The sequence below is a fragment of the Pseudarthrobacter oxydans genome (assembly GCF_034258515.1).
Lineage (GTDB): Bacteria > Actinomycetota > Actinomycetes > Actinomycetales > Micrococcaceae > Arthrobacter.
Map to the genome: position 1 here is coordinate 1,528,421 of NZ_CP139438.1, position 23,593 is coordinate 1,552,013.

23 protein-coding genes, 2 tRNA genes and 1 riboswitch are annotated in these 23,593 nt (G+C 66.9%); of the genes, 15 read left to right on the forward strand and 10 right to left on the reverse strand.

Annotated features, from left to right (window positions below; all coding sequences use genetic code 11):
• The first annotated feature begins 79 nt into the window (after positions 1 to 79).
• Positions 80 to 195: riboswitch (SAM riboswitch) on the forward strand.
• 12 nt (positions 196 to 207) lie between these two features.
• From SMD14_RS06900 to SMD14_RS06910, 3 genes are all read left to right on the forward strand, one after another.
• Positions 208 to 1,323, forward strand: a complete 1,116-nt coding sequence (locus SMD14_RS06900; protein WP_157238647.1) for a homoserine O-acetyltransferase — start codon at positions 208 to 210, stop codon at positions 1,321 to 1,323.
• Between the two features lie 180 nt (positions 1,324 to 1,503).
• Positions 1,504 to 2,886, forward strand: coding sequence for an MFS transporter (locus SMD14_RS06905; protein ID WP_321215801.1), 1,383 nt, complete (start codon positions 1,504 to 1,506; stop codon positions 2,884 to 2,886).
• A gap of 98 nt (positions 2,887 to 2,984) precedes the next feature.
• Positions 2,985 to 4,103: a zinc-dependent alcohol dehydrogenase family protein gene (locus tag SMD14_RS06910; protein ID WP_321215802.1), complete on the forward strand. Its 1,119-nt coding sequence runs from the start codon at positions 2,985 to 2,987 to the stop codon at positions 4,101 to 4,103.
• Between the two features lie 38 nt (positions 4,104 to 4,141).
• Here SMD14_RS06910 and SMD14_RS06915 read toward each other — a convergent pair whose 3' ends face one another.
• A complete protein-coding gene (locus tag SMD14_RS06915) occupies positions 4,142 to 5,065 on the reverse strand; it encodes a LysR family transcriptional regulator (RefSeq protein ID WP_157238644.1) in 924 nt (307 codons plus the stop codon).
• 114 nt (positions 5,066 to 5,179) lie between these two features.
• Between SMD14_RS06915 and mmsB the strand changes: the two genes are divergently transcribed.
• On the forward strand, positions 5,180 to 6,082 hold the full coding sequence (mmsB, locus tag SMD14_RS06920; protein ID WP_157238643.1) for a 3-hydroxyisobutyrate dehydrogenase: 903 nt from the start codon (positions 5,180 to 5,182) through the stop codon (positions 6,080 to 6,082).
• A gap of 12 nt (positions 6,083 to 6,094) precedes the next feature.
• On the forward strand, positions 6,095 to 7,579 hold the full coding sequence (locus tag SMD14_RS06925; protein WP_321215803.1) for a CoA-acylating methylmalonate-semialdehyde dehydrogenase: 1,485 nt from the start codon (positions 6,095 to 6,097) through the stop codon (positions 7,577 to 7,579).
• Between the two features lie 126 nt (positions 7,580 to 7,705).
• Here SMD14_RS06925 and SMD14_RS06930 read toward each other — a convergent pair whose 3' ends face one another.
• The 4 genes from SMD14_RS06930 to SMD14_RS06945 form a co-directional block, all read right to left on the reverse strand.
• A complete protein-coding gene (locus SMD14_RS06930; RefSeq protein WP_321215804.1) occupies positions 7,706 to 7,906 on the reverse strand; it encodes a hypothetical protein in 201 nt (66 codons plus the stop codon).
• Between the two features lie 400 nt (positions 7,907 to 8,306).
• Positions 8,307 to 8,825, reverse strand: a complete 519-nt coding sequence (locus SMD14_RS06935) for a hypothetical protein (RefSeq protein ID WP_321215805.1) — start codon at positions 8,823 to 8,825, stop codon at positions 8,307 to 8,309.
• A 13-nt stretch (positions 8,826 to 8,838) separates the two neighbouring features.
• Positions 8,839 to 9,141, reverse strand: a complete 303-nt coding sequence (locus SMD14_RS06940) for a hypothetical protein (protein ID WP_321215806.1) — start codon at positions 9,139 to 9,141, stop codon at positions 8,839 to 8,841.
• Between the two features lie 138 nt (positions 9,142 to 9,279).
• Positions 9,280 to 10,077, reverse strand: a complete 798-nt coding sequence (locus SMD14_RS06945; RefSeq protein WP_231754950.1) for an SGNH/GDSL hydrolase family protein — start codon at positions 10,075 to 10,077, stop codon at positions 9,280 to 9,282.
• Positions 10,078 to 10,228: 151 nt separating this feature from the next.
• On the opposite strand from SMD14_RS06945, the gene SMD14_RS06950 reads away from it, so the two are divergent.
• Complete coding sequence (locus tag SMD14_RS06950; protein ID WP_321215808.1) at positions 10,229 to 10,879, forward strand: alpha/beta hydrolase-fold protein; 651 nt, start codon at positions 10,229 to 10,231, stop codon at positions 10,877 to 10,879.
• Positions 10,880 to 10,921: 42 nt separating this feature from the next.
• On the opposite strand, the gene SMD14_RS06955 is transcribed toward SMD14_RS06950, so the two are convergent.
• Entirely contained in the window at positions 10,922 to 11,149 is a 228-nt protein-coding gene (locus tag SMD14_RS06955; RefSeq protein ID WP_139028643.1) for an RNA-binding S4 domain-containing protein, read from the reverse strand.
• A gap of 33 nt (positions 11,150 to 11,182) precedes the next feature.
• Here SMD14_RS06955 and SMD14_RS06960 point away from each other — a divergent pair, with 33 nt between their 5' ends.
• The 3 genes from SMD14_RS06960 (at position 11,183) to SMD14_RS06970 (ending at position 14,748) form a co-directional block, all read left to right on the forward strand.
• Positions 11,183 to 12,181, forward strand: coding sequence for a DMT family transporter (locus SMD14_RS06960; protein ID WP_321215809.1), 999 nt, complete (start codon positions 11,183 to 11,185; stop codon positions 12,179 to 12,181).
• A gap of 144 nt (positions 12,182 to 12,325) precedes the next feature.
• The gene (locus SMD14_RS06965) at positions 12,326 to 13,711 is read left to right on the forward strand and encodes a glycine--tRNA ligase (protein ID WP_157238638.1); all 1,386 of its coding nucleotides are present in this window, start codon (positions 12,326 to 12,328) and stop codon (positions 13,709 to 13,711) included.
• 2 nt (positions 13,712 to 13,713) lie between these two features.
• Positions 13,714 to 14,748 (forward strand): GNAT family N-acetyltransferase, encoded by a 1,035-nt coding sequence (locus SMD14_RS06970; protein WP_157238637.1) that lies wholly within the window; start codon positions 13,714 to 13,716, stop codon positions 14,746 to 14,748.
• Positions 14,749 to 14,824: 76 nt separating this feature from the next.
• Here the strand turns inward: SMD14_RS06970 and SMD14_RS06975 are convergent, their stop codons facing one another.
• Both SMD14_RS06975 and SMD14_RS06980 read right to left on the reverse strand, forming a co-directional pair.
• The gene (locus tag SMD14_RS06975; protein WP_321215810.1) at positions 14,825 to 15,649 is read right to left on the reverse strand and encodes a lysophospholipid acyltransferase family protein; all 825 of its coding nucleotides are present in this window, start codon (positions 15,647 to 15,649) and stop codon (positions 14,825 to 14,827) included.
• Positions 15,650 to 15,657: 8 nt separating this feature from the next.
• Positions 15,658 to 16,413, reverse strand: coding sequence for an alpha/beta hydrolase (locus SMD14_RS06980; protein WP_157238635.1), 756 nt, complete (start codon positions 16,411 to 16,413; stop codon positions 15,658 to 15,660).
• 142 nt (positions 16,414 to 16,555) lie between these two features.
• Between SMD14_RS06980 and SMD14_RS06985 the strand changes: the two genes are divergently transcribed.
• From SMD14_RS06985 to SMD14_RS07010, 6 genes are all read left to right on the forward strand, one after another.
• Complete coding sequence (locus SMD14_RS06985) at positions 16,556 to 18,007, forward strand: YibE/F family protein (RefSeq protein ID WP_157242589.1); 1,452 nt, start codon at positions 16,556 to 16,558, stop codon at positions 18,005 to 18,007.
• A 55-nt stretch (positions 18,008 to 18,062) separates the two neighbouring features.
• On the forward strand, positions 18,063 to 19,241 hold the full coding sequence (dusB, locus tag SMD14_RS06990) for a tRNA dihydrouridine synthase DusB (protein WP_321215811.1): 1,179 nt from the start codon (positions 18,063 to 18,065) through the stop codon (positions 19,239 to 19,241).
• Positions 19,225 to 20,523 (forward strand): deoxyguanosinetriphosphate triphosphohydrolase, encoded by a 1,299-nt coding sequence (locus SMD14_RS06995; RefSeq protein WP_157238634.1) that lies wholly within the window; start codon positions 19,225 to 19,227, stop codon positions 20,521 to 20,523. The genes dusB and SMD14_RS06995 overlap by 17 nt, the downstream gene beginning before the upstream one ends.
• A gap of 52 nt (positions 20,524 to 20,575) precedes the next feature.
• The gene (gene dnaG / locus SMD14_RS07000) at positions 20,576 to 22,516 is read left to right on the forward strand and encodes a DNA primase (protein ID WP_321215812.1); all 1,941 of its coding nucleotides are present in this window, start codon (positions 20,576 to 20,578) and stop codon (positions 22,514 to 22,516) included.
• Between the two features lie 71 nt (positions 22,517 to 22,587).
• Positions 22,588 to 22,660, forward strand: a tRNA-Asn gene (locus SMD14_RS07005).
• A gap of 125 nt (positions 22,661 to 22,785) precedes the next feature.
• A tRNA-Asn gene (locus SMD14_RS07010) sits at positions 22,786 to 22,861 on the forward strand.
• Positions 22,862 to 22,911: 50 nt separating this feature from the next.
• On the opposite strand, the gene SMD14_RS07015 is transcribed toward SMD14_RS07010, so the two are convergent.
• Positions 22,912 to 23,319: a hypothetical protein gene (locus SMD14_RS07015; protein ID WP_321215813.1), complete on the reverse strand. Its 408-nt coding sequence runs from the start codon at positions 23,317 to 23,319 to the stop codon at positions 22,912 to 22,914.
• An 80-nt stretch (positions 23,320 to 23,399) separates the two neighbouring features.
• On the reverse strand, positions 23,400 to 23,591 hold the full coding sequence (locus SMD14_RS07020; protein WP_157238632.1) for a hypothetical protein: 192 nt from the start codon (positions 23,589 to 23,591) through the stop codon (positions 23,400 to 23,402).
• Positions 23,592 to 23,593: the final 2 nt, after the last annotated feature.

Consider the following 23,593-nt stretch of genomic DNA (forward strand, 5'->3'; position numbering starts at 1 on the left):
GAGACGGCGGCACGCCGGGGAAGTCACAACCAGTCACACTCTTGGCAGCAGACGGGGGCTGTTTCGTACACTCGTACCAGGTCATGAGTGCCAGTGACAGCCCCGGCTTGCTGGCCGGCAACCCTCCTTCCGCGGTGGGGTGCCCCGGGTGAAGACCTGGCCTGCCGGTCATTCGACGGCGGGCAAGCGCGTAGAAGAGGTCTTGCCATGACGGTTACCGTCACCCGAACCACCGTCCCCGAGCACGGAATTGTCCGCTATGCCTCCATTGGGGGGCTGGAACTTGAAGCCGGGGGATACCTCCCGGACGTCACGCTGGCCTACGAAACCTGGGGCACGCTCAACGCCGATGCCAGCAATGCCATCCTGATCGAGCACGCCCTGACCGGCAGCACCCACGTGACCCGCGGCGACACGGACGAAGAAGGCTGGTGGGAACAGCTGGCCGGTCCCGGCGCTCCCGTGGACACGGACAAGTTCTTCGTGGTGTCCGTCAATATCGTGGGCGGCTGCTACGGCTCCACGGGGCCGTCGTCGGCCGCCCCGGATGGAACCCCCTGGGGCTCCCGCTTCCCCCTGGTTACCCTGCGGGACAGTACGGTGGCGGAGGCCCGGCTGGCTGACCAGCTGGGCATCAACAGCTGGTTCGCGGTCCTGGGCGGATCCATGGGCGGCGCCCGCGCCCTTGAGTGGGCCGTGACCTACCCCGAGAGGGTGCAGCGCTGCGCCGTCATCTCGGTGGGCGCCGCGAGCACGGCAGAACAGATCGCCTTTGCGCAGGCCCAGACCCTGGCCATCCGGCAGGACCCCCACTTCAACGGCGGCGACTACTACGGCGGGCCCTGCCCCGAAGCCGGGCTGGCACTTGCCCGGCGCATCGCCCACATCACCTACCGGTCCGCCGCTGAACTGGAGGGCCGCTTCGGCCGGGAACCCCAGGCGCCGGAGTCGCCCCTGAAGGGCGAGGCGCTGGCCGCCCGCGGCCGTTACCAGGTGGAAAGCTACCTGGATCACCAGGGCAGCAAGCTCGTGAAGCGCTTCGACGCAAACAGCTATATCGCCCTCACCGAGGCGCTGATGAGCCATGACATCTGCCGGGACCGGGGGACCCTGACCGAGACCCTGGCGAGATCCACCGCCAGGTTCTTCGTGGCCGCCGTGGATTCGGACCGGCTGTATTTCCCGTCCCAGTCCCGCGAACTTGCCGCGGCCCTGCCGGGAGAAGTGGACGTGCATGTCATTGAGGCGCCGATCGGCCATGACGGCTTCCTGACGGAAATAGGCCAGCTGGGCCATCAGCTTCGGGTGCACCTCTCGGCCTAAGACCGCCCTCGCAGGCACACTTTTGTGCATTTATGCAGATAGCCTCTGCATGATTCGCCGTTGAGCTTGGCGTTCAGGCGGACCATACTCGTTGGGACCCGGCGGTTCGTGGCCAAAATCACACGTCTCCGCCACAGACTGTCCCAGTGGTGTCGAAGAAGACGCCGAAGGAGTTCATCAATGAGTACGGAAAAGTCCGCCGCGCGGCGGCCCGAGGAAACCGACGTCAAGGCCACAGGCCTGAAGAAAGTCGTCACGGCCTCCATGGCCGGCACCGTGGTTGAGTGGTACGAGTTCTTTCTCTACGCCTCCGCCGCCACGCTGGTGTTCGGCAAGATGTTCTTCCCCAACTCCGGAACCGAGCTGGACGGCATCATCGCAGCCTTCGTCACCTACGCCGTCGGCTTCGTTGCCCGACCCATCGGCGGCATCGTCTTCGGCCACTTCGGCGACAAATTCGGCCGCAAGCAGTTGCTGCAGCTGAGCATCATCCTGGTGGGTGTTGCCACCTTCCTCATGGGCTGCCTGCCGACCTTTGCGCAGATCGGCTACTGGGCACCGGCGCTGCTGGTGTTCCTGCGCTTCGTCCAGGGCTTCGCTGTGGGCGGCGAATGGGGCGGAGCCGTGCTCCTCGTCGCCGAGCACAGCCCGAACAAGTCCCGCGGCTTCTGGTCAAGCTGGCCGCAGTCCGCTGTCCCCATGGGCAACCTGCTCGCCACCGCCGTGCTGTTCACCCTGTCCTCCACCCTCTCCCAGGAAGCCTTCCTCGGCTGGGGCTGGCGCGTAGCCTTCTGGCTCTCCGCAGTGATCGTGATCATCGGCTACTACATCCGCACCAAGGTCCAGGACGCTCCGATCTTCCTCGAGGCCCGCAAGGAAGTCACGGTCGAGAACAAGGGCTACGGTGTTGCCGAAGTCTTCCGTCGGTACCCGCGCGGCGTCTTCACCGCCATGGGCCTGCGCTTCGCGGAGAACATCCTCTACTACCTTGTGGTCACGTTCTCCATCACCTACCTGAAGGTGGTTGTGCAGACGGACACCTCCCGTATCCTGCTCCTCCTCCTGGTGGCGCACTTCATCCACTTTTGCTCAGTCCCGCTGGTGGGCAAGATGTCCGATGCCCTGGGACGCCGCCCGGTGTACATGGCCGGTGCAATCCTCGCCGGAACCTGGGGCTTCTTCGCGTTCCCCATGATGGACACCGGCAATGACATGGTTATCCTGGCGGCCATCACCATCGGCCTGCTGTTCCACGCCCTCATGTACGCCGGCCAGCCATCCATCATGGCGGAAATGTTCCCCACCCGGATGCGGTATTCGGGCGTTTCCCTGGGCTACCAGGTGACCTCCATCGTGGCCGGCTCGCTCGCGCCGATCATCGCCAGCTCCCTGCTGGGCAGCTTCAAGTCCTCCGTTCCTGTGGCGCTGTACCTGCTGGGCGCCTGCGTGGTAACCGCTATTTCCGTGTACTTCCTCAAGGAAACCCGCGGCATCTCGCTTCATGATGTCGACGCCGCCGACGCCCAGGGCACCGCCGACCTTCTGGCCGCCGCCAAGAAGTAGGCACGGCCAAACGACAAACAGAGCAACCCGACTGCCCGGACCTGCGGCCACGCAGGCCCGGGCAGCTGCCTGTCCACCAACATAAAGTCAGGAACACCATGCGAGCAGCAGTCCTCTATTCCACAGTTCCTCCTGGCACCAGCTATGCCGAAGCGCAGCCCCTGGTGGTGCAGGACCTCGACCGGCCCGAGCCCCGGGCCGGTGAATTGGGCGTCACCATCACCTACTCAAGCCTGTGCCACTCGGACCTGTCCGTGGTGGACGGATCCCGCGTCAGGCCGCTTCCCATGGCGTTGGGGCATGAGGCGGTGGGACGGGTTGCCACGGTTGGTGAGGGCGTCACGGACGTTTCCCCCGGCGACCATGTGGTCCTCGTCTTCGTCCCCAGCTGCGGTGCCTGCCGTGCCTGCCGGGCGGGGCGGCCCGCGCTCTGCCACCGGGCCGCCGAGGTCAACGGCTCCGGTGACCTTTTGCACGGCGAGGCGCTGCTGCGCACGCCCGCGGGGGAGCGGATCAACCACCACCTGGGGGTTTCGGCTTTCGCCGATTACGCCGTGGTGGCGCGGGAGTCAGTGGTGGTCATCGCCGACGACGTCCCGGACACCGTGGCGGCGATGTTCGGTTGCGCCGTGCTCACCGGGATGGGAGCTGTCCTGAACACCGCGGCCGTCCAGCCGGGCCAGGCCGTGGCTGTTTTTGGCCTCGGAGCCGTGGGACTTTCGGCCGTCATGGCCGCGTCGCTCGCCGGAGCGTCCGCCGTGATCGCCATCGATCCCAACGCGGGCAAGCACGGGCTCGCCCTGAAATGCGGCGCAACCGCCGTGGGGACCCCCGACGACGCCCCTCGGCTGATTGCCGAAGCCACCGGTGACGGCGTGGACACCGCCGTCGAAGCCGTGGGATCAGCGCGGGTCATCGCATCGTGCCTGGAGCACGTGACGCGCGGCGGCGCCGTGGTCTCCGTAGGGCTGCCGCACCCCACCGCAGAATTGACGGTACCCGCGCTCCAGTTCGCGGGGGCGGGCAAGCGGCTGCTCGGTTCCTACATGGGCGACGCCGTGCCCGGCCGGGACATTCCCCTGTACCTCGAGTATTGGCGCGAGGGCAGGCTCCCCGTTGAGCTGCTGCACACCGACACCAGGCCACTGGCGGAGATCAACGAAGGCCTCGATGCGCTCGCCGCCGGGCAGGTGGTCAGGCGGCTTTTCCAGGCGTGAGGCCGGCCTGGCTGCCTTCAGGCCAGACTGCCAACAGCCTAGGCTGCCAGCAGGTCCTGGCGTTCCGCCACCTCATGCTGAAGTGCACCGATCACGGCCTGCACCCGGGCGGACCGCAGCGATTCCGGCCGGGCCACCGCCCAGATGGGGACCTGGCGCTGGAACGCTTCGGGGAGCACCGGAACGAACTCCGGGTTGTGCGCCACCATGAAGTTCGGAAGCAGCCCGATGCCTGCGCCGCGGCGCACCGCCTCAACCTGGGCAAAGATACTCGTGGCCTGGAAGCTGGACTTCGGCATCGGCAGCTGCGAGGACCGGTGGCCCAGTTCGGCAACCTGGAGGGCCGACTCGACGTAGGAGACGAAGCCGTGCTGCCCCACGCCGTCGGGCGTCTCCGGCAGGCCGCGCGCGGCCGCGTAGGCGGGGCTGGCGTAGAGCCTGAGGAAGTAGTTGGTCAGGAAGATGGCCTGGGCGTTGCTTACGTCGGTGCGGCCCACCACCACCTCCAGGTCCACACCGGAGCGGTTCTGGCTGACCTTGCGCGTGGCGCTCAGCATCTCCACATCCAGCATCGGGTGCCGCTGCTGGAGCCGGACCAGCGCTGGCGTGACGAATTCGGCGCCGAAACCGTCGGAGGTGCTGATGCGCACCATGCCGGACAGGGCATCCCGGTCCTGGCCCGTGACGGCGGCCAGCGACCCCAGTGTTTCCTCAATGGCTTCCGCCGCGGCGACGGCCGAAGCCCCGAGTTCCGTCAGCTCCCAGCCGTGCGGGCTGCGCTCCAGGGTCCGGCCGCCCAACTGCTTGTCCAGGGCGAGGATCCGGCGCGAGATGGTGGTGTGCGTAGTGCCCAGCGTTTCAGCGACGGCGTTGAAACGCCCCAGCCGGGCTACGGTCAAGAGAATCAGGAGGTCGTCCGGACTTGGAAGCCGCGCCACCGCGTGCCTTTCGTTCGTGTGCATCAGTGCACATACCATCTGTGATTTTTCCCCTTGATTGCACTGTAGCAGGGTGTGATGGTGGACACGGACCTCCCGGCCGCCTTCGGCCGGATGCACAGCAAAGGAGCTTATGCCATGGCAGTTGTCGGTTGGATCGGGTTGGGAAACATGGGCGGTTCCATGTCCGGAAACCTCGCAAAGGCGGGGCACGACGTTCGGGGGTTTGACCTCAACCCTGCGGCGCTTGCCGCAGCCGAGGCCGGCGGGGTGAAGCCGGTAGGGAGCATCGCCGAGGCCGTGGCCGGAGCGGACGTGGTGTTCACCATGCTTCCGAAGGGCGAGCACGCCAAGGCTGTCTACCTGGGCGGGGACGGGGTGCTGGCGCATGCCGACACCCGCACACTGCTGGTGGATTCCTCCACCATCGACATCGCCGCAGCGAAGGAACTGCACGACGCCGCTGCTGCCGCCGGCTTCCGCTTCGTGGACGCCCCTGTTTCGGGCGGGATGAGCGGCGCCAAGGCAGGGACGCTGACCTTCATGGTGGGCGGTGAACCGGGCGCCGTGGCCGACGCGACCACCTACATCGGACCGATGGCCGCCAACATCATCCCTACCGGGGGAGCCACCACCGGCCAGGCGGCCAAGATCTGCAACAACCTGATGCTCCTGATCAACCTGGCCTCCACGGCCGAGGGAGCCGTCCTGGCGGACCGGCTCGGCCTGGACAAGAAGGTGTTCTGGGACATCGCCTCCGTTTCCTCAGGGGACAGCTGGGCCCTGAGGACCTGGTACCCCGTTCCCGGCGTGGTCCCCACCGCGGCCTCCAACAACGATTTCGAACCGACGTTTACGGCCGAACTGGCGAACAAGGACATCGGCCTGGCCATCAGCGCTGCCGAGGACACCGGCACACCGCTCGAAATCGGCAAGCACGTCCAGCAGCTGTACCAGCGCCTCATTGATGCGGGCGAGTCCGGCAAGGACTGCTCCATGATCATCAAGCTCGTTGACGGCTCACTGGATTCAACAAAGTAGAAGAGAGACACCATGCAGACCATCCCGCATTACATCAACGGCAGCCTCGTCACCGATGCCGAGCGCTTCGGCCCCGTCTTCAACCCCGCCACCGGAGAGCAGGACAAGCAGGTGGCCCTGGCCTCCGCGGCCCGGGTGGAGGAAGCCATTGCCGCCGCCAAAGCCGCGCTGCCGGCCTGGCGGGCAACGAGCCTCGCCAAGCGGACCAACATCTTCTTCCGCGTCCGCGAAATCCTGACCCAGCGGAAGCCTGAGCTGGCTGCCATCCTGACCAGCGAGCACGGCAAGGTACTCTCCGACGCCGAAGGGGAGATCTCCCGCGGCCTCGAGAACATCGAGTTCGCCACCGGGCTGTCCCACATGCTCAAGGGCGAACGCTCAGAGCAGGTGTCCAGCGGCGTGGACGTCCACTCGGTCCGGCAGCCCGTGGGCGTCGTTGCCTGCATCACCCCGTTCAATTTCCCGGCCATGGTCCCGCTCTGGATGATCGGCAGCGCCTTGGCCTGCGGCAACACAGTGCTCCTGAAGCCCAGCGAAAAGGATCCGTCGTCAGCCGTGTTCATCGCGGAGGCCTTCGCGGCGGCGGGCCTGCCTGCCGGCGTGCTGAACGTGGTCCAGGGCGACAAGGAGGCGGTGGACGTCCTGCTCGAGCACCCGGACGTCAAAGCCGTCAGCTTCGTGGGATCAACGCCCATCGCGCAGTCGATCTACAAGCGCGCAGCGGACCATGGCAAGCGGGTCCAGGCCCTGGGCGGCGCCAAGAACCACATGGTGGTCCTGCCTGACGCTGACCTGGACATGGCGGCGGACGCGGCCATTTCGGCTGCCTACGGCTCCGCGGGTGAGCGCTGCATGGCGGTCAGCGTGCTCGTCGCCGTCGGCAATATCGCCGACGACCTCGTCGGGGCCATCAAAACCCGGATGGCCACCCTGAAGATCGGTCCGGGCACCGATCCTGCTTCGCAGATGGGCCCGCTGATCACTGCAGAACACCGCGACAAAGTGGCGTCCTATGTGGCGGGCGCGGAAAACGAGGGCGCCACGGTGGTTGTTGACGGGCGCTCGCAGCAGTTCGATTCAAACGGGTTCTTCATCGGCGTCAGCCTGGTGGACCACGTGAAGCCGGGAATGAAGGTGTACGACGACGAAATCTTCGGCCCCGTCCTGTCCGTGGTCCGCGTGGACACCTACAGTGACGCAGTCCGCCTGGTCAACGACAACGAGTTCGGCAACGGGGTTGCCATCTTCACCCGCGACGGCGGCGCCGCGCGGCAATTCGAGTTCGACGTCGAGGCGGGCATGGTGGGCGTCAACGTGCCCATCCCGGTGCCGGTGGGCACTTTTTCCTTCGGCGGCTGGAAGAACTCGCTGTTCGGGGACACGCACATGTACGGGCCGGAGAGCATCCGGTTCTACACCAGGGGCAAAGTGGTCACCACACGGTGGCCGGACCCCGCAACGTCGGTGATTGACCTGGGCTTCCCGCAGGTGGACTGAAACCAGCGGCACCCCGTAACAGCAACGCGGGGTCACTTCGCGCCCATCCGCTGCCGGATCTTGGGCCGGACGTGACCTCGCGTTGCTTTCCGTTCAGTTATCGGACCAGAACACCCGAGATCCGGCCTACACCAGTCCACCCGCTGCTTCACCCTCGTCGACTCCATGCCCCGCCAGCCCGGCGTAGTCGCCCGTACCGCCCTGCAGGCTAATGTGTCCGGAGTTCGTGGAGGTGCCATCGTCTGCAAAGGTGATGAAAACATGCTTCAAGGCATTGAACGTGCAGGTCCCGTCGTCGCAGGTGCAGGCGGTTTTGATCAGGATCACCAGTTTCCCGGATGTGCCATTATCGGCGGCAAACGCTTCTGGCGAATTCCGGAACGTCCGCCCGCGCGGATCCGGTGCCGAGGGCGATAGCTCCGATGGTTAGCACTGCGACGGCCAATCTCCTGACGGCGGCCATGCTCCACGACCTTTCGAACCTTGTGCTTTTGGAAGGAATCCGGTTAGGGCATCCGTGCCGAATTCCGGGACGGATGCGGGCCCCAAAAACGGGGAACGGTCGCGTCAAGCTTCAGGGCCGAGACTTTAGGGCCCGGTATCCGCCTGGGGGAGGGGGCTGTTCATAGAATTTGGCCCCCTGAAAGAGCAACGCGGGGTCACTTCATGCCCGACCGTAACGGGATATCGGGCATTAAGTGACCCCGCGCTGCTTTTGCGGGAAGGACTAGCCGTTCATGATTTCGCTGCGGCGGGTCATGTACTCCTCCATGGAAAGTTCCCCGTTGCTGTACTTTTCATCCAGTTCGGCAAGCTTGCGGGCGCGGTAGCCCTGCGGGGCAGACGGCGGCGGGGGAGTTGCGGGTGCTGCGGGCTGCTGCGGGGCTTCAGCGTGGGGGGCCTGCCGGTCGTGGCCCGGGTGCGGCTGCCCGTACGGCGGAAACTGCTGGTCCATGGGCGGGACCGGCTGTACGGGCGGCAGGGGCTGGCCGGGCGGGAGCGGCGCGGGCCGGCCAAGCTGGCGGAATCCGCCGCTGAAGTAGTCCTGCTGGGTGAAGCCGTCCCGGGGCTGCTTGCTCTGCGGGCCGTTGGAGCCGGGAAAGATTCCGCCGCCCGGGAACTGCTCGGGGTACCGTCCGGAGAAGCTTTGGTCCTGGTTGCGGCGGGCCACGGACTTCCGGTACATCCGCATGGCCATCGGGATCAGGAATGACAAAATGATGATCCAGAAAAACAAGTTGCTCACGGTGCCGTGCCTCTCATGTGTGTCCTTCCAGCTTAGCCCCGTGTTGGATCCGGACGGCCGGGAGCGCGAGGAGGGCGGCGTACCGGTCCACGGCTTCCCGGACTGCCGCTGACAACACTGCCGCTGACAATGGCGGGCGCGGGGAATCACCGGAACCAGGGAGCCGGATATCCAGGTCGCACCCGTCCGGATGCAGCGTATGCCGCCAGGACCCCACCATCCGCCCGTCCAGCAAAACCACGTGCATGGGTTGGCCCTGGAAAAGGAAGGCCGGAGCGCCGCCGCCGATGTAATGCCGCGTGGCGGAGGAGCCCATGATGTATTCGTCGTTGCACTGGATCAGGTCGATCCGTGGCCCGGCTTCGGAGGCAAGCTGCGGGCCCCCGCAGCATTTGGGCGTGAAGCCGCAGCCGCACTGCCGCGTCGGGTTCCATATCCCGGAAGCCTGCCCGCGCTAGCGCCGGGCAGCCTCGGTGCTGCCCAGCGGGCCCTCGCCCGAACCCAACGGAACGCCCGGCCCGAAGACGGGGCCCGGCGTCGGCCGTTTCGCGGTAATGCCGTCACCGGAGGACTGGTTGCGCAGCCGCCGAAGCACCCACGGCACGAAGTACTGCCGGGCCCACACCAGGTCCCCCGAGCGCGCCTCGCGCCATGTGCGGGGCGGAAACGGCTTGGGCTGCAGTGGCTCCAGCGTGTGCTCCACGTTCAACGAGTCCAGCACCATGGCGGCGATGGTGTGGTGGCCCAGGGGGGAGAAGTGCAGCCGGTCCTGGTCCCACATCTGGGGATCGCTGAGCTGGCGGAGGGACCACATGTCCGCGATCACGGCGTCGTGCCTCGCGGCGACGGTCCGCAGGTTTTCGTTGTAGATGGCCACCTTGCTGCGGATCCTGCCGAGCACGGAAGTGCCGGTGTCCGGGCCATTGAAGAGCACCACTGTGGCGCCGCCCATGGCCAGGATCTGGACCACCGAGTCGAGCTTCTCGGCGAGGGTGTCGGGGTCTCCGCCCGGACGCAGCAGGTCATTGCCGCCCGCGGAGAGGGTGACAAGATCGGGCTTCAGCGCAAGGCACGGTGCGAGCTGCTGGTCCACGATCTGCTGCAGCAGCCGGCCGCGGACGGCCAGGTTTGCGTAGGCGAAGTCCGGCTTGGTGCGGCTGAGCTCCTCCGCCACCCTGTCTGCCCAGCCGCGGAACGCGCCCGGGCTCGACGGCTCGGGGTCTCCGATGCCCTCGGTGAAGGAATCGCCCATCGCCACGTAGCGGGTCCAGGGGTGGGATCCGGAATGCGCGGGCGGGGTCTGGATGGCACTTTCTTCAGTCACGGTCCCTATCCTGCCTTTCGCTTCACTGGCTACGCGAACGTAGGTTGTTACCACAAAGTAACTGGTAAGAATGGAAACCATGACTGAAGCTGAAGTATTTCCTGCCCCTGTCGTTTTGTGGTCCCATCCGGAGGACCAGCGCGACGGCAAGCCGCTGCTGGTGCTGCTGCACGGCTACGGAGCCAACGAGCAGGACCTGCTCAGCCTGGCCGACCTGCTGCCCGGCGACTTCGCGGTCGCCTCGGTCCGGGCGCCCATCGCCATGGGCCCCGGGTTCACCTGGTTCCCGCTTACCGCGTCCATCGACTACTCGCTCGAGCGCGTCAAAGCCGCGTCCTCCTACGTGCTCGAGTGGATCGACGCCATCAGGGTGGGGCACCCGTCCGTGTCCCTGCTCGGCTTCTCCATGGGCATGGCCATGGCCACCACGCTCCTGCGGCAGCGCCCCACGGACTTCGCGGCCGTCGTCGGACTCTCAGGCTTCGTGGTGGACGCCGGCGACGATCCCAGCTTCCGGGATGACGAACTGGACGGGAGCATCCCGATGTTCTGGGGCCGTGACCAGCAGGATCCCGTGATTACTCCGGACAAAATCGACTTCACCATGGGATGGGTGCGCAAGCACGTCAAGCTCACCAAGGTGCTCTACACGGGCATGTGGCACGGGATCAACCAGCAGGAAATCGGGCACGTGGGCGAGTTCCTCACCCACGAGGTGCTGAAGAAGTAGGAAGTACGACGGCGGCCGGCGGGCCAGTGCCGCCCTGCGGCGTCAGGCCGCGGGCGCTACCACGCGCACGGTCTGCCCGTTCACCGTCACGGTGTCCCCGTTGTGCAGCTGCCGGCCGCGGCGGTCGTCGATCTCTCCATTGACCTTGACGAGCCCGTTCTTGATGAGCTCTGCCGCTTCCACCCCGTCCTCCACCAGGTTGGCGAGCTTCAGGAGCTGGCCGAGGCGGATCATGCTGTCGCGGATGGTGATCTCTTCAACATTGCTCATAGAAGCAATGATGCCTGACGTAAGGTGGATTCAATGACCCCCAGCCCCCGCCTGCCGCTGATCGCAGGCCTTCCCCTGGCGGTGGGCGCTGGCCTCGCCATTCCCGTCCAGGGCCGAATCAACGGGGCCCTCGGAGCCCGCCTCAACGACGGCATCGCCGCTGCAGTGGTGAGTTTCAGCACAGGCCTGGTGTTGATGGTCCTGATCTCGCTGATCCTGCCGCGCGGACGTGCCGGACTTGCCCGGATCCTGCCCGCGGTCCGCACCAGGGCCTTTCCGCGCGTGTATGTCCTGGCCGGCGGCATCGGCGCGTTCTTCGTCTTCGCCCAGTCCTTCACCGTGGGCATCCTTGGCGTTGCCCTGTTTACCGTGGCCACGGTCACCGGCCAGACAGTCAGTGGTCTGCTGGTGGACCGGCTGGGCATTGGGCCGGCGGGCAAAAAATCCGTCACGGGGATCCGGATCATTGGCTGCCTGCTGACCATCGCCGCAGTGGCCTGGGCCGTGTCGCCCCGCTTCACTGGATCGTCGGGGATGGCCTCCGCCGGCGCAGGACCGGACGGCGGCGCGGAGGCCCTCCTGGTTCCGCTCCTGCTGCCCGTGGCGGCAGGGTTCCTGATGAGCTTCCAGCAGGCCATGAACGGAACAGCCACCGTCCACTACGGCACGCCGATCGCTGCAACCCTGGTCAACTTCGTGGCCGGCTCCGCCGTGCTGTGGGCCGCGTACGCCATCAAGGTCTCGGTGGCCGGATGGGGCAACCCGCTGCCGCCGGAGTGGTGGTACTACGCAGGCGGTCCCATGGGCTGCGTGTTCATCGGCCTGGGCGCGCTGCTGGTCCGCAGCCTGGGGGTCCTGGTTACCGGGCTGGGCATGATTGCCGGGCAGCTGCTCGGCTCGCTCGCCCTGGATGTTGTGCTGCCAACTCCGGGAACGGTCGTGGCGCCAGCCACGGTACTGGGCACCATCCTCACCCTCGCCGCCATCATCCTGGCCACCCTGCCGTGGCCGCGGGGCGCGCTGCGCAGGTAGCGGCCGGTAGGCTAGGGCACGCAGCTTTTTCGCTTTCCCTTCATCCGCCCCGCCCGGCAGCCAGAGGTATCCCACCGCTGGTTCCACCGGGCCAGCAAACCGCGGACCGCACCCAGCGGCCCTGTAGAAATTGGAGTTACCCCCATGGCAGCAAAATCCGTTCTCGACCAGGTCATTTCCCTCTCCAAGCGCAGGGGATTCGTGTTCCAGGCCGGTGAGATCTACGGAGGTTCGCGCTCTGCCTGGGACTACGGGCCCCTCGGCGCCGAACTGAAGGAAAACATCAAGCGCCAGTGGTGGCAGTCCATGGTCCGCGGCCGCGAGGACGTGGTGGGCCTGGACTCCTCCGTCATCCTGCCCCGCCAGGTGTGGGAAGCCTCCGGCCACGTGGAGGTCTTCTCCGACCCCCTGGTGGAATGCCTCTCCTGCCACAAGCGCTACCGGGCAGACCACCTCGAGGAAGAGTACGAGGAAAAGAAGGGCCGCCCCGCCGAAAACGGCCTCAAGGACATCGCCTGCGCCAACTGCGGCACCCGCGGCCAGTGGACCGAACCGCAGGAATTCTCCGGCCTGCTCAAGACCTACCTCGGTCCCGTAGCCAGCGAAGAGGGCCTGCACTACCTGCGTCCGGAGACTGCGCAGGGGATTTTCGTGAACTTCAACAACGTCCTCACCACCTCGCGGAAGAAGCCGCCGTTCGGCATCGGCCAGATCGGCAAGTCCTTCCGCAACGAGATCACCCCGGGCAACTTCATCTTCCGCACCCGCGAGTTCGAGCAGATGGAGATGGAGTTCTTCGTTGAGCCCGGCACCGATGAGGAATGGCACAAGTACTGGATGAACGAGCGCATGGCCTGGTACACCGGCCTGGGCATCCGCGAGGAAAACCTGCGCTTCTTCGAGCACCCGCAGGAGAAGCTGAGCCACTACTCCAAGGGCACCACGGACATCGAATACCGCTTCGGTTTCCAGGGCTCCGAGTGGGGCGAGCTCGAAGGCATCGCCAACCGCACCGACTTCGACCTCTCCACGCATGCCAAGGCCTCCGGCACGGACCTGAGCTACTTCAACCAGGCCACCAATGAGCGCTACATCCCGTACGTGATCGAGCCCGCAGCCGGCCTGACCCGTTCCTTCATGGCCTTCCTGGTGGATGCCTACACCGAGGACGAGGCCCCCAACGCCAAGGGCGGCGTGGACGTCCGAACCGTCCTGAAGCTGGATCCGCGGCTGGCCCCGGTCAAGGCTGCCGTGCTGCCGCTCAGCCGCAACGAGGACCTGTCCCCGAAGGCCAAGGCCCTGGGCGCGCAGCTGCGCAAGAACTGGAACATCGACTTCGACGACGCCGGCGCCATTGGCCGCCGCTACCGCCGCCAGGATGAAATCGGCACCCCGTTCTGCATCACAGTGGACTTCGACACCCTTGAGGACCAGGCCGTGACCATCCGCGAGCGGGACACCATGAGCCAGGAACGCGTCTCCCTGGACAAGGTGGAGGGCTACCTGGCCGCACGCCTGATCGGCGCCTAGCCATGGCCATCGAATACCGCGAATGGCGGGAAGGTGACGACCTGGCCCTGCTGGAGATCTGGGGCGACCCGGAGACCCAGCAGGCCCGCCAGTTCCGGGGCGCGTTGACCCTGTCCTCCGACGGGGGCGGCGGCACGCCGTGGCGCCGCTGCATCGTTGCCGAGGACGTGATCGACGGCGTCGGCATCCCCGTGGCGGCGGGCGTGGTCTACGAGGCGTCGCTGCACCCTGAACGGCTCTGGGCCTACATCGAAGTGGCGCGCGACCACCGGCGCTCCGGCATCGGTGCCACCCTCCTGACGATGCTGCGCCGCGAAGCCGGCCAGTCGCCGTCGGGCGTGTCCAAACTCCGTGCCAAAGTGGAGCCGGGCACTCCGGGGGCCGCTTTTGCGGAGGCCTTCGAGCTGGCCCCCATCCAGCGTTCCCGGCTGGTGGTCATAGAGCCTGGCGCCCTGCGGCTTCCCGTGTTTCCTGCCAAGGACGACGGCGGCGGGCCATCGAACGATGAAAATGCGGGCTCCGACATCGTGATGGACCTGGCCACGGGTTCCGTGGAACTGACCGACGTCGTGGGCAGGTACTACACCGCCATCCACGGCTGGGATTCACCGGGCGTACTGTCAATGGGCCAGGTGCAGAAGCTCTTCCTGGACGACCTCACCGGCGCCCACGGCGCAATCGTGCTGCGGGCCGAGCCTGAATCGGCTTTCGGGGCAGGCGTTGCACCCAGCAGGAAGGGCAGGATCCGGGCCTTCGCCGTGAGCTACGCAGCGCCCGCCAACCCGGACGCGGCACCCGGCCAGGAAGCCGCCGGACCGGAAACGCCCACGGACGTTTTCGTCGGCCATGAACCCGCCCTCGCCGCGGATGATGCTGCAGAAGCGGTCCGCGACATGCTCGCGCTGATCGCGTACCAGCACCCGGTGATGCTGGAACTGGACGACTCCATGACTGCCCTCCGCGCCGCCGTCGAACCCCTGCTCGAAAGCGGCAAGGCGCGGCTGGCCGGGCCGGAAACCCTCATCGTGTCGGACTAAGCAGCCCGGCCGCAACTGAGTAGCGCCAAGTGTCGTTTTGACCGCCCAAAACGACACTTGGCGCTACTTACTTGGGCTACGTTCTGCGGAAAGTACGACGGCGGCGCGTCAGCACGTCTTCGGCATCGAGCAGTTGCCGCTCGGGTTCAGTCGGGGCGCTGCCGCCCAGGTGCGCGGGCATCCACCAGGCGCCGGGTTCCGGCCGCAGTGGAAAATCGGCGATGCACGTCCCGATCCCGTCCTGGAGCCTGGCCCGGAGTTCCGCAGTGCCGGCGCCAGCAGCGTCACCGGGCGCGAATACCAGCGGCTCACCCACGTGGATCCGGACCGGTGCGCGCCATGTCCTTCCGGCCGAGAAGCCGCGGCCGCGGGTGAGGATCCGGTGGGCGCCCCAGACCGCAACGGGGATGACCGGAACGCCGGCTTCGGCCGCCATCCGGACTGCCCCGGTCCTGCACTCGCGCACGGTGAAGCTGCGGCTCACGCCCGCCTCCGGGAACACGCCAAGGTATTCGCCGGCGCGCAGCTTGGCCACCGCTGCGTCATAGGCGTCCGCCCGGCCGGTGTACCCGACCACCACGTGCCCGGCGGCGCTGATGGCAGGCCCGGCAAGCCAATGATCGGCTGCACCCTGGTGGACCAGGAACCGCAGCTCCCCGCGGGACCGTTCCCACAGCAGCAGTTCGGCGGCGGCAAAATCGACATAGCCGAAGTGCGTCACGGCGAAAACGGCGCCGCTGCCCGGAACCACAGACCTGGACGCCCCCGTCCGGGGGCCTGCAGGCGGCAGGTGCTCTGTTCCGCTGCTGATGATCCGGATCCGGAAGATCCGCCGAAGCAGCAGTCCGCAGCCGACGATGACGCGGTAGAAGAGGTCATTGGGTGCGGGGCTCCATGCCATCGAACGTCCTACAGGGTCACCTGGACGGCCGATTCCGGCAGCAGCCTGCTGTAATCCGCAGGCAGGGGAAGCTCAGTCCCGATGCTTTCGGAGAAGGCATTCATCACAAAGCCGGTAGTCAGCGTCTGCCACACCCTGATTTTGCGGAGCATGAAGTGGCCGGCCCCCTTGAGGGCAACATACTGCATGCTGGCTGCCTCGGCAGAGGCACGCCGGGCGAACAGCAGGGACGCCGAGGCGCTGGTCCACCTGTCCGTGGTTCCGTGCACAATAAGAACCTTGCGGTTGGCCACCCCGGATGTGGGAGTTGCGGGGTTGAGCCAGGGGGCAAGGGCGACGACGGCCTCCACACTTGGGTGGTCCGCGGCGATCACAGCGGTGAGCCCGCCCATGGAATGGCCTACCAGGAACACAGGCACGTCCGGGTGCTGTTCCCGGATCTTGGCTAGTGCCCAGCGGGCGTCCTGCAGCGGAGACATGTCATGGCCATTCCAGCCGCGAACGCTGTTGCGGAGCGACCACACGGCCAGCCCGTGCTTCCGCCCGGCGCGGTGCAGGTGCCAGGCGAAGGGCACCATCCTTGCCGGACTCAGGTGCCTGGCCTCCACCGGCTCATGGCTCCGGGATTTGCCCCCGTGCAGGACCAGGGCAACTCCGCGGGTGGGCCCTGACGAATTCCGGACGCTGAGCACTGCCTGCCGCGCAGCGCCGGGTGCTTCGGCAGGACGGGATTCGCCGTTTTCCTCAGTACTGCTGCTGGCCATGCCTGGTACCTCCGAGTCCCCGATGATCCATTTATCAACCCTACGGCGCCGGAAGTAGAGTTCAATGTATGAGGTGCTACTGCTGATGGGGTCCGGTCACTCCCACGCTTCCACAGGCCATTCGGAGCCGACGCCGGAAGCGATGGCCGCCCGACGGAAAGCCAACCGCATCCTGGCGGCGGTGCTGATCCCGCTGACGCTGCTCACGCTGGCGGGAATGGCGATGCTCTGGCCCTCGGGCAGCAAAGAGGGCATTTCCCTGGCCAACCCCTACGCTGCCGCCCCCGGGGTCACCTTCGACACCGGAACCATCCAAAGCGTGGTGACGGAAAACTGCATGCAGGGCGCGTCGCAGCAGGGCCAAAGCCAGCAGGGCCAAAACCAGCAGGGTTCGGGCGACCAGGCCCAGGGCCGGCAATCCCAACAGGGATCGGACTGCACTTTCGCGTTCACGGAGCCGGACAAGGGCGGCAGCCCGGTCAAAGTGGTCATCAACCCGGACGTCGCGAAGTCCCATGGGGTGAAGCCCGGGGACCAGATCCGGTACCTGAACCTGTCCAACGCCCCGGGCGCCTCAGCGGCCCAGGGCTCGCCGGCCTTCATTTTTGTGGACTTCGTCCGGACCCTGCCCATCGTCCTGCTCGCACTGCTGTATGCGGCGGTGGTGATCGCCGTGGCCCGCTGGCGGGGCCTGCGTGCCCTGGTCGGGCTCGTCGGCGCCTACTTCGTGCTGGCCAGCTTTATGCTCCCGGGACTGGTGGAGGGGAAACCGCCGCTGCTGCTGGCCCTGGTTGGGTCCACGGTGATCATGATCGGCGTCCTGTACTTCGCCCACGGATTCTCGGCACGGACCTCCACTGCACTCCTGGGCACCATGTTCGGGCTGGGGATTACGGCGCTCCTGGCCGCCTGGGCCACGGGCGCCGCCAATCTCGCCGGGGTGGGCAGCCACGACGCCACTACCCTGGTGAACACCTCTGCCAATATCTCCATCTCCGGCGTCATCCTGTGCGGGCTCATCATCTCCGGGCTGGGTGTCCTCAACGACGTGACCATCACCCAGTCCTCCGCCGTCTGGGAACTCTATGAACTGGCGCCGGGGAGCAGTGCCCGGAAGCTGTTCACCTCAGCCATGCGGATCGGCCGCGACCACATCGCCTCCACGGTGTACACCATCGCCTTCGCGTACGCCGGCGCGGCCCTGCCCATCCTCATCATCGTGATGCTGTACGACCGCCCGCTCGCGGACACGCTCACCAGCGCGGAACTTTCAGAGGAAGTCATCCGGACCCTCGTCGGCTCCATCGGACTGGTGCTGGCCATCCCCGTCACCACGCTGATCGCGGTTCTGGTGGTCAAGGCCACCGGCGTCCGGGCCGGCGCAGAGGCCGCTGCCCCTGCCGTGGAATCGAAGAGGCCGGGCCGGACACCGGCGGACTCAGCCAACGGCAACGGCGGCCACACCATCGTGGACGACGTCGAGGACACAGGCGCCCTCGCAGCCGCCGCACTGGAGGGGCGCTCCAGGCGGTCGGCTGCAGGGGAGGACAGCGGGTTTCCCACCCGGCGGGGACGCCGGGCGGAACGGGGCTGACCGGTCCCACACGGGCACGGCCTCCCGATTTGCCCGGCTTTGCAACAATAGACAGGTGACTGTTGCAGCAACTACTCCTGCCCCCAAGCTGGAACTCCCGCCCCTGAAGCTGGGTCCCATTACCGTGGACACGCCAGTGATCCTGGCACCCATGGCCGGCATCACCAACTCAGCGTTCCGCCGTTTGTGCCGGGAGTACGGCGGCGGCATGTACGTGGCGGAAATGGTCACCTCCCGCGCTCTGGTGGAGCGGACGCCGGAGTCACTGCGGATCATTTCCCACGACGACGACGAAAAGGTCCGGTCCGTCCAGCTGTACGGCGTGGACCCGGTAACAGTAGGGGCCGCCGTACGCATGCTCGTCGAGGAGGACCGCGCCGACCATATCGACCTCAACTTCGGCTGCCCCGTTCCCAAAGTCACCCGCCGGGGCGGCGGCTCGGCCTTGCCCTGGAAGATCGACCTCTTTACTTCGATCGTGCAGACGGCCGTCAAGGAAGCCTCCAAGGGCAACGTCCCGCTGACCATTAAGATGCGCAAGGGCATCGATGACGACCATCTCACGTACCTCGACGCAGGCCGCATTGCGCGCGATGCCGGCGTTGCCGCCGTCGCCCTTCACGGCAGGACAGCCGCGCAGTTCTACTCCGGACAGGCCGACTGGTCCGCCATCGCCCGCCTCCGCGAGGCGCTTCCGGACATCCCGGTGCTGGGCAACGGCGATATCTGGTCCGCGGAGGACGCGGTCCGGATGGTCCGCGAAACCGGCGTGGACGGCGTGGTGGTGGGCCGCGGCTGCCAGGGCAGGCCCTGGCTTTTCGGGGACCTGCAGGCGGCGTTCGAGGGAAGCGACACCCGGCACAGGCCCAACCTGGGCCAGGTTGCGCAGGGCGTCTACCGGCACGCGGAACTGATGGTGGAGACTTTCGGCGACGAAGGCAAGGCGCTGCGGGAGATCCGGAAACATATCGCCTGGTACTTCAAGGGCTATGTGGTGGGTGGTGAACTCAGGACGCGGATGGCGCTGGTGAACAGCCTCGAAGAGCTGCGCGCCGCGCTGGACGAGCTGGACGTCGACTCGCCCTACCCGGGAGGCGACGCCGAAGGCCCGCGCGGCCGCGCCGGCTCACCCAAGAGGCCTGCGCTGCCGAAGGACTGGCTGGAGTCCCGTGCCCTCAACGCCGACCAGTCGCGGGATATCTCGGCGGCGGAACTGGATGTTTCCGGTGGCTGAAACGCGCACTGCCGCCCCCGTCCTGCCGGGCTACGACACCCATGACTCCGCCCGGTGGGTGGAGGAACCGCCCAAGAACGTCTATCGCTCGGATTTTGAGCGGGACCGCGCCCGCGTGCTGCATTCCTCGGCGCTCCGCCGGCTGGGTGCCAAGACCCAGGTGGTGGCCCCGGACACGGACGACTTCGTGCGGACGCGCCTCACGCACAGCCTGGAAGTGGCCCAGGTGGGACGCGAACTGGGCCGTGCGCTCGGCTGCGATCCGGATGTCGTGGACACTGCCTGCCTGAGCCACGACCTCGGCCATCCGCCGTTCGGCCACAACGGTGAGTCCGCGCTGAATGAAGTGGCCCACGCCATCGGCGGGTTCGAAGGCAACGCCCAGACCCTGCGGCTGCTGACCAGGCTGGAACCCAAGGTGCTGACCCCGGACGGCCAGCCCGCGGGGCTGAACCTCACCAGGGCCAGCCTCGACGCGGCCGCAAAGTACCCGTGGTCCGCGCTGGAAGCCCCGGTGATCCACGGCCAGCGGACCAGCAAGTTCGGCGCCTACGAGGACGACCTCCCCATCTTCAACTGGATCCGGGAGGGTGCCCCGGAGCGCCGGTCCTGCCTCGAAGCCCAGGTCATGGACCTCGCCGACGACATCTCCTATTCGGTGCACGACGTTGAGGACGCGATCGTGGCCGGGCATTTCCAGCTGCGCTGGATGGACAACCCGGACCACCGCGCCCGGGTGGTGGGGTACGCCAAGCAGTGGTACCTGCCGCACAACGACCCGGCCGCCATCGACGCCGCCCTGGCCCGGCTCGAGGCCACGGACGTCTGGGTCCGCGAGGCCGACGGCAGCCGGAAATCCATGGCGGCCCTGAAAAACATGACCAGCCAGCTGATCGGCCGGTTCTGCCAAAGCGCGCTGGAAACCACCCGTGCCGTCTACGGCCCGGAGAACCTGACCCGGTACAGCGCCCAGCTGATGGTGCCGGACGAAACAGTGATGGAAATCGCCGTCATGAAGGGCCTGGCCACCACCTTCGTGATGACCACCGAGCACCGCCAGCCCATCTACGAGCGCCAGCGCGAGGTGCTCCACGCCCTGGTCACGGCGCTGAGCGCCACGGGCGACCGGCACCTGGAACCAATGTTTGCCGCCGATTGGCGGGATGCGGCCGACGACGGCGCCCGTCTTCGCGTGGTGATCGACCAGGTGGCGTCGCTGACCGACGGCTCCGCGCTCGCCATGTACGAACGCCTGGTGGGCAGCCTGCCGTCATTGTGGTGACCGGAATCAGGTGCAGAACTGGAAGGTCAGTGCCCGGGGCTAGGATGGCTCTGTGCCAGGGCTGATCAAACGCGAAGATATCGACGAAGTACGCCAGCGCACGGACATCAAGGAAGTGGTTGACGGCTACGTCACACTCAAGGGCGCCGGCCTGGGCACCTTCAAGGGCCTCTGTCCCTTCCACGACGAACGTTCCCCCTCCTTCACTGTTCGGCCGCAGGTGGGCCGCTACCACTGCTTCGGCTGCGGTGAAGACGGCGACGTCATCGCGTTTGTGCAGAAACAGGACCATAGCTCGTTCCAGGAGGCTGTTGAGAAGCTGGCCGCCCGGATCGGCTACGAGCTCCGGTACGAGGACGGCGGCACCGGCCCCAACCGGGAGGAAGTGGGCCGCCGGCAACGGCTGCTGGATGCCCACAAGATCGCGGACGAGTTCTTTCGCGCCCAGCTGCTGACCCCCGGGGCTGCGGAGGCGCGGACCTTCCTGCACGGCCGGGGCTTTGACCGGGCGGCAGCGGAACACTTCGGCGTGGGCTACGCCCCGCAGGGTTGGGACGCCCTGCTCAAGCACCTGCGCGGGCGTGGCTTCACGGACGCCGAGCTGAAGCTCACGGGCATGTTCTCCGCCGGGGGACCCGGAAACCAGCAGAGAATCTATGACCGTTTCCGCGGCCGCCTCATCTGGCCCATCAAGGACATCGCGGGGGACACCATCGGCTTCGGCGCGCGCAGGCTCTACGAGGACGACCAGGGCCCCAAGTACCTCAATACCCCGGAGACGACGCTCTACAAGAAATCCCAGGTGCTGTACGGGATCGACCTCGCCAAGCGCAGCATCGCCAAGGACCGCCAGTTGGTGGTGGTGGAGGGCTACACGGACGTCATGGCGTGCCACCTCGCGGGAATTACGACGGCGGTGGCCACCTGCGGCACAGCGTTCGGCACCGAGCACATCAAGATCGCCCGCCGGCTGCTGTCCGACGACGGCACCGGGGGAGAGGTCGTCTTCACCTTTGACGGCGACGCCGCCGGGCAGAAGGCCGCGCTGCGCGCCTTCGAAGAGGACCAGCGCTTTACCGCCCAGACGTACGTGGCCGTGGAGCCCTCCGGCGCCGATCCCTGCGACCTGCGCCAAAGCAGGGGCGACGAAGCCGTGCACGCCCTGGTCCAGTCCCGCCGGCCGCTGTTCGAGTTTGCCATCCGCACCACCCTGAAGCAGTTCAACCTGGACACGGTGGAGGGCCGGGTGCAGGGACTGAAGGCCTCCGTGCCCGTGGTGGCCGCCATCCGCGACGCCTCCACCCGTACGGGCTACTGCCAGGCACTGACCGGCTGGCTGGGCATGCCGGACCCCAACGAGGTGCTGCGGCTGGTCAATGCCGAAGTCAAAAACGCCGGCAAGCGCGGCGACCAGGGCGGGGCTCCCGGGCCGGGGCCGCGGACTTCCGCCCCCACCGCCCAACCAGGCGGACCCGGCGTGGCTGCAGGGCCGCCGTCGGGCGCTGTTCCTTCCTACCACCGTCCGGACCCCCGGGACCCCGTGGCGTCCATGGAGCGGCAGGCCCTTGAGGTTGCCCTGCAGGAACCATCGCTGCTGGCCGGCGGGATCTGGGAGCGGTTTTCGGTCGCGCGTTTCGCCACCCCTGCCTTCCAGGCTGTCCATGATGCCATGCGTGCCACGGACCCTGCGCTGACCGGCGACCCCGTCCGATGGGTGGAGCAGGTGATGCACGAGGTCCCCGAACCCTTGCGGCCCCTGGTGTCCGAACTGGCCGTGGTGCCGCTGCCCGCGAGCACTGAGGAAGCCGTCCGGAAGTACTGCCGCGACATCCTGTCACGGCTGTTCGAGCTTCAGATCACACGCGTCAAGGCGGACAAGATGGGCCAGCTCCAGCGGCTGGACCCTGCAGCGGATCCGGAAGCGTACCAGCGCCTTAACCGGGAACTGATGATGCTGGAGATGGAACGCCGGTCCCTGCGGGCGGAAACCTAGCTCCGGACCCCCGGCCGCTCCCTCGATTTCGTTTCCAGCCGGGGTCTTTGCTAGGCTGATACCCGCTTCATTCCTCCTTAGCTCAATTGGCAGAGCATTCGACTGTTAATCGAAGGGTTGCTGGTTCAAGTCCAGCAGGAGGAGCGCACAATCCCCGTTCCGGTCCTCCGGAGCGGGGATTTTTTATGCCCCCGAAAGCCGTCCCGGGCGGCCGGGATCGCCGATTTCACTTTGGCTGGAAACCTTTGCTAATGTCATACCTGCTTCATTCCTCCTTAGCTCAATTGGCAGAGCATTCGACTGTTAATCGAAGGGTTGCTGGTTCAAGTCCAGCAGGAGGAGCCACTAAAAAATCCCCGTTCCTCCGGTGTGGAGGGACGGGGATTTTTGCCTTCCTAGACGAAGTCCATTTCCACCTGCAGGAAGCGCTCCGCTTCGGCGATGGCAGCGATGAACGCCTCCTGCTCGGTGGGGGACTTCCGTGGCTGGCGGGGGTTCCACTCATGGGGCGCCGAATGGATCCGGACGAAGCCGGTTTCCGGCGGGGCATAAAAGATTCCAAAGCGCTGCACGGGCCATTCGGGGGATGTTTCCGGAGCCACCAGCAACGCGGCCTTGAAGGCGGGGTTGTACCACTGGGCGATGGGACGGCGGCGGTCCTCAGTGAACAGGCCTGCCGCGTAGAGGGCGGCGGACTGGCTGCCGCCCTGGGCACACAACCGCTCCCACCACAGTGGCAGTATCCGGTTATCGCACCGTTGCCACGTGGCCGGAAGCGGCGGTTGATCCTGCCAGTTGGGCACGGACAACATTTTATCGCGCGGGCGGGGTTCGGCGGCAGGGGCCGGCACCGGCACAGGGCGCAAGCCCAGGCGCGGCAGGGTCAGGGACGGTTCCAGGGGCCGGGGTTGACCCGGTACAGCAGGGCCGATCCGGCCACCATCCCCAGCACAATTCCCATGGCAGGATTCCCCAGGGCGCGGCCGGCGAAATAGCCCGCGACGGCGCCGATCACCGCCCCGAGGAAGAGTCCCCTGCGGTTGCGGTGCGGCTTTCGTCCGGCGGTGTCCTTCATCG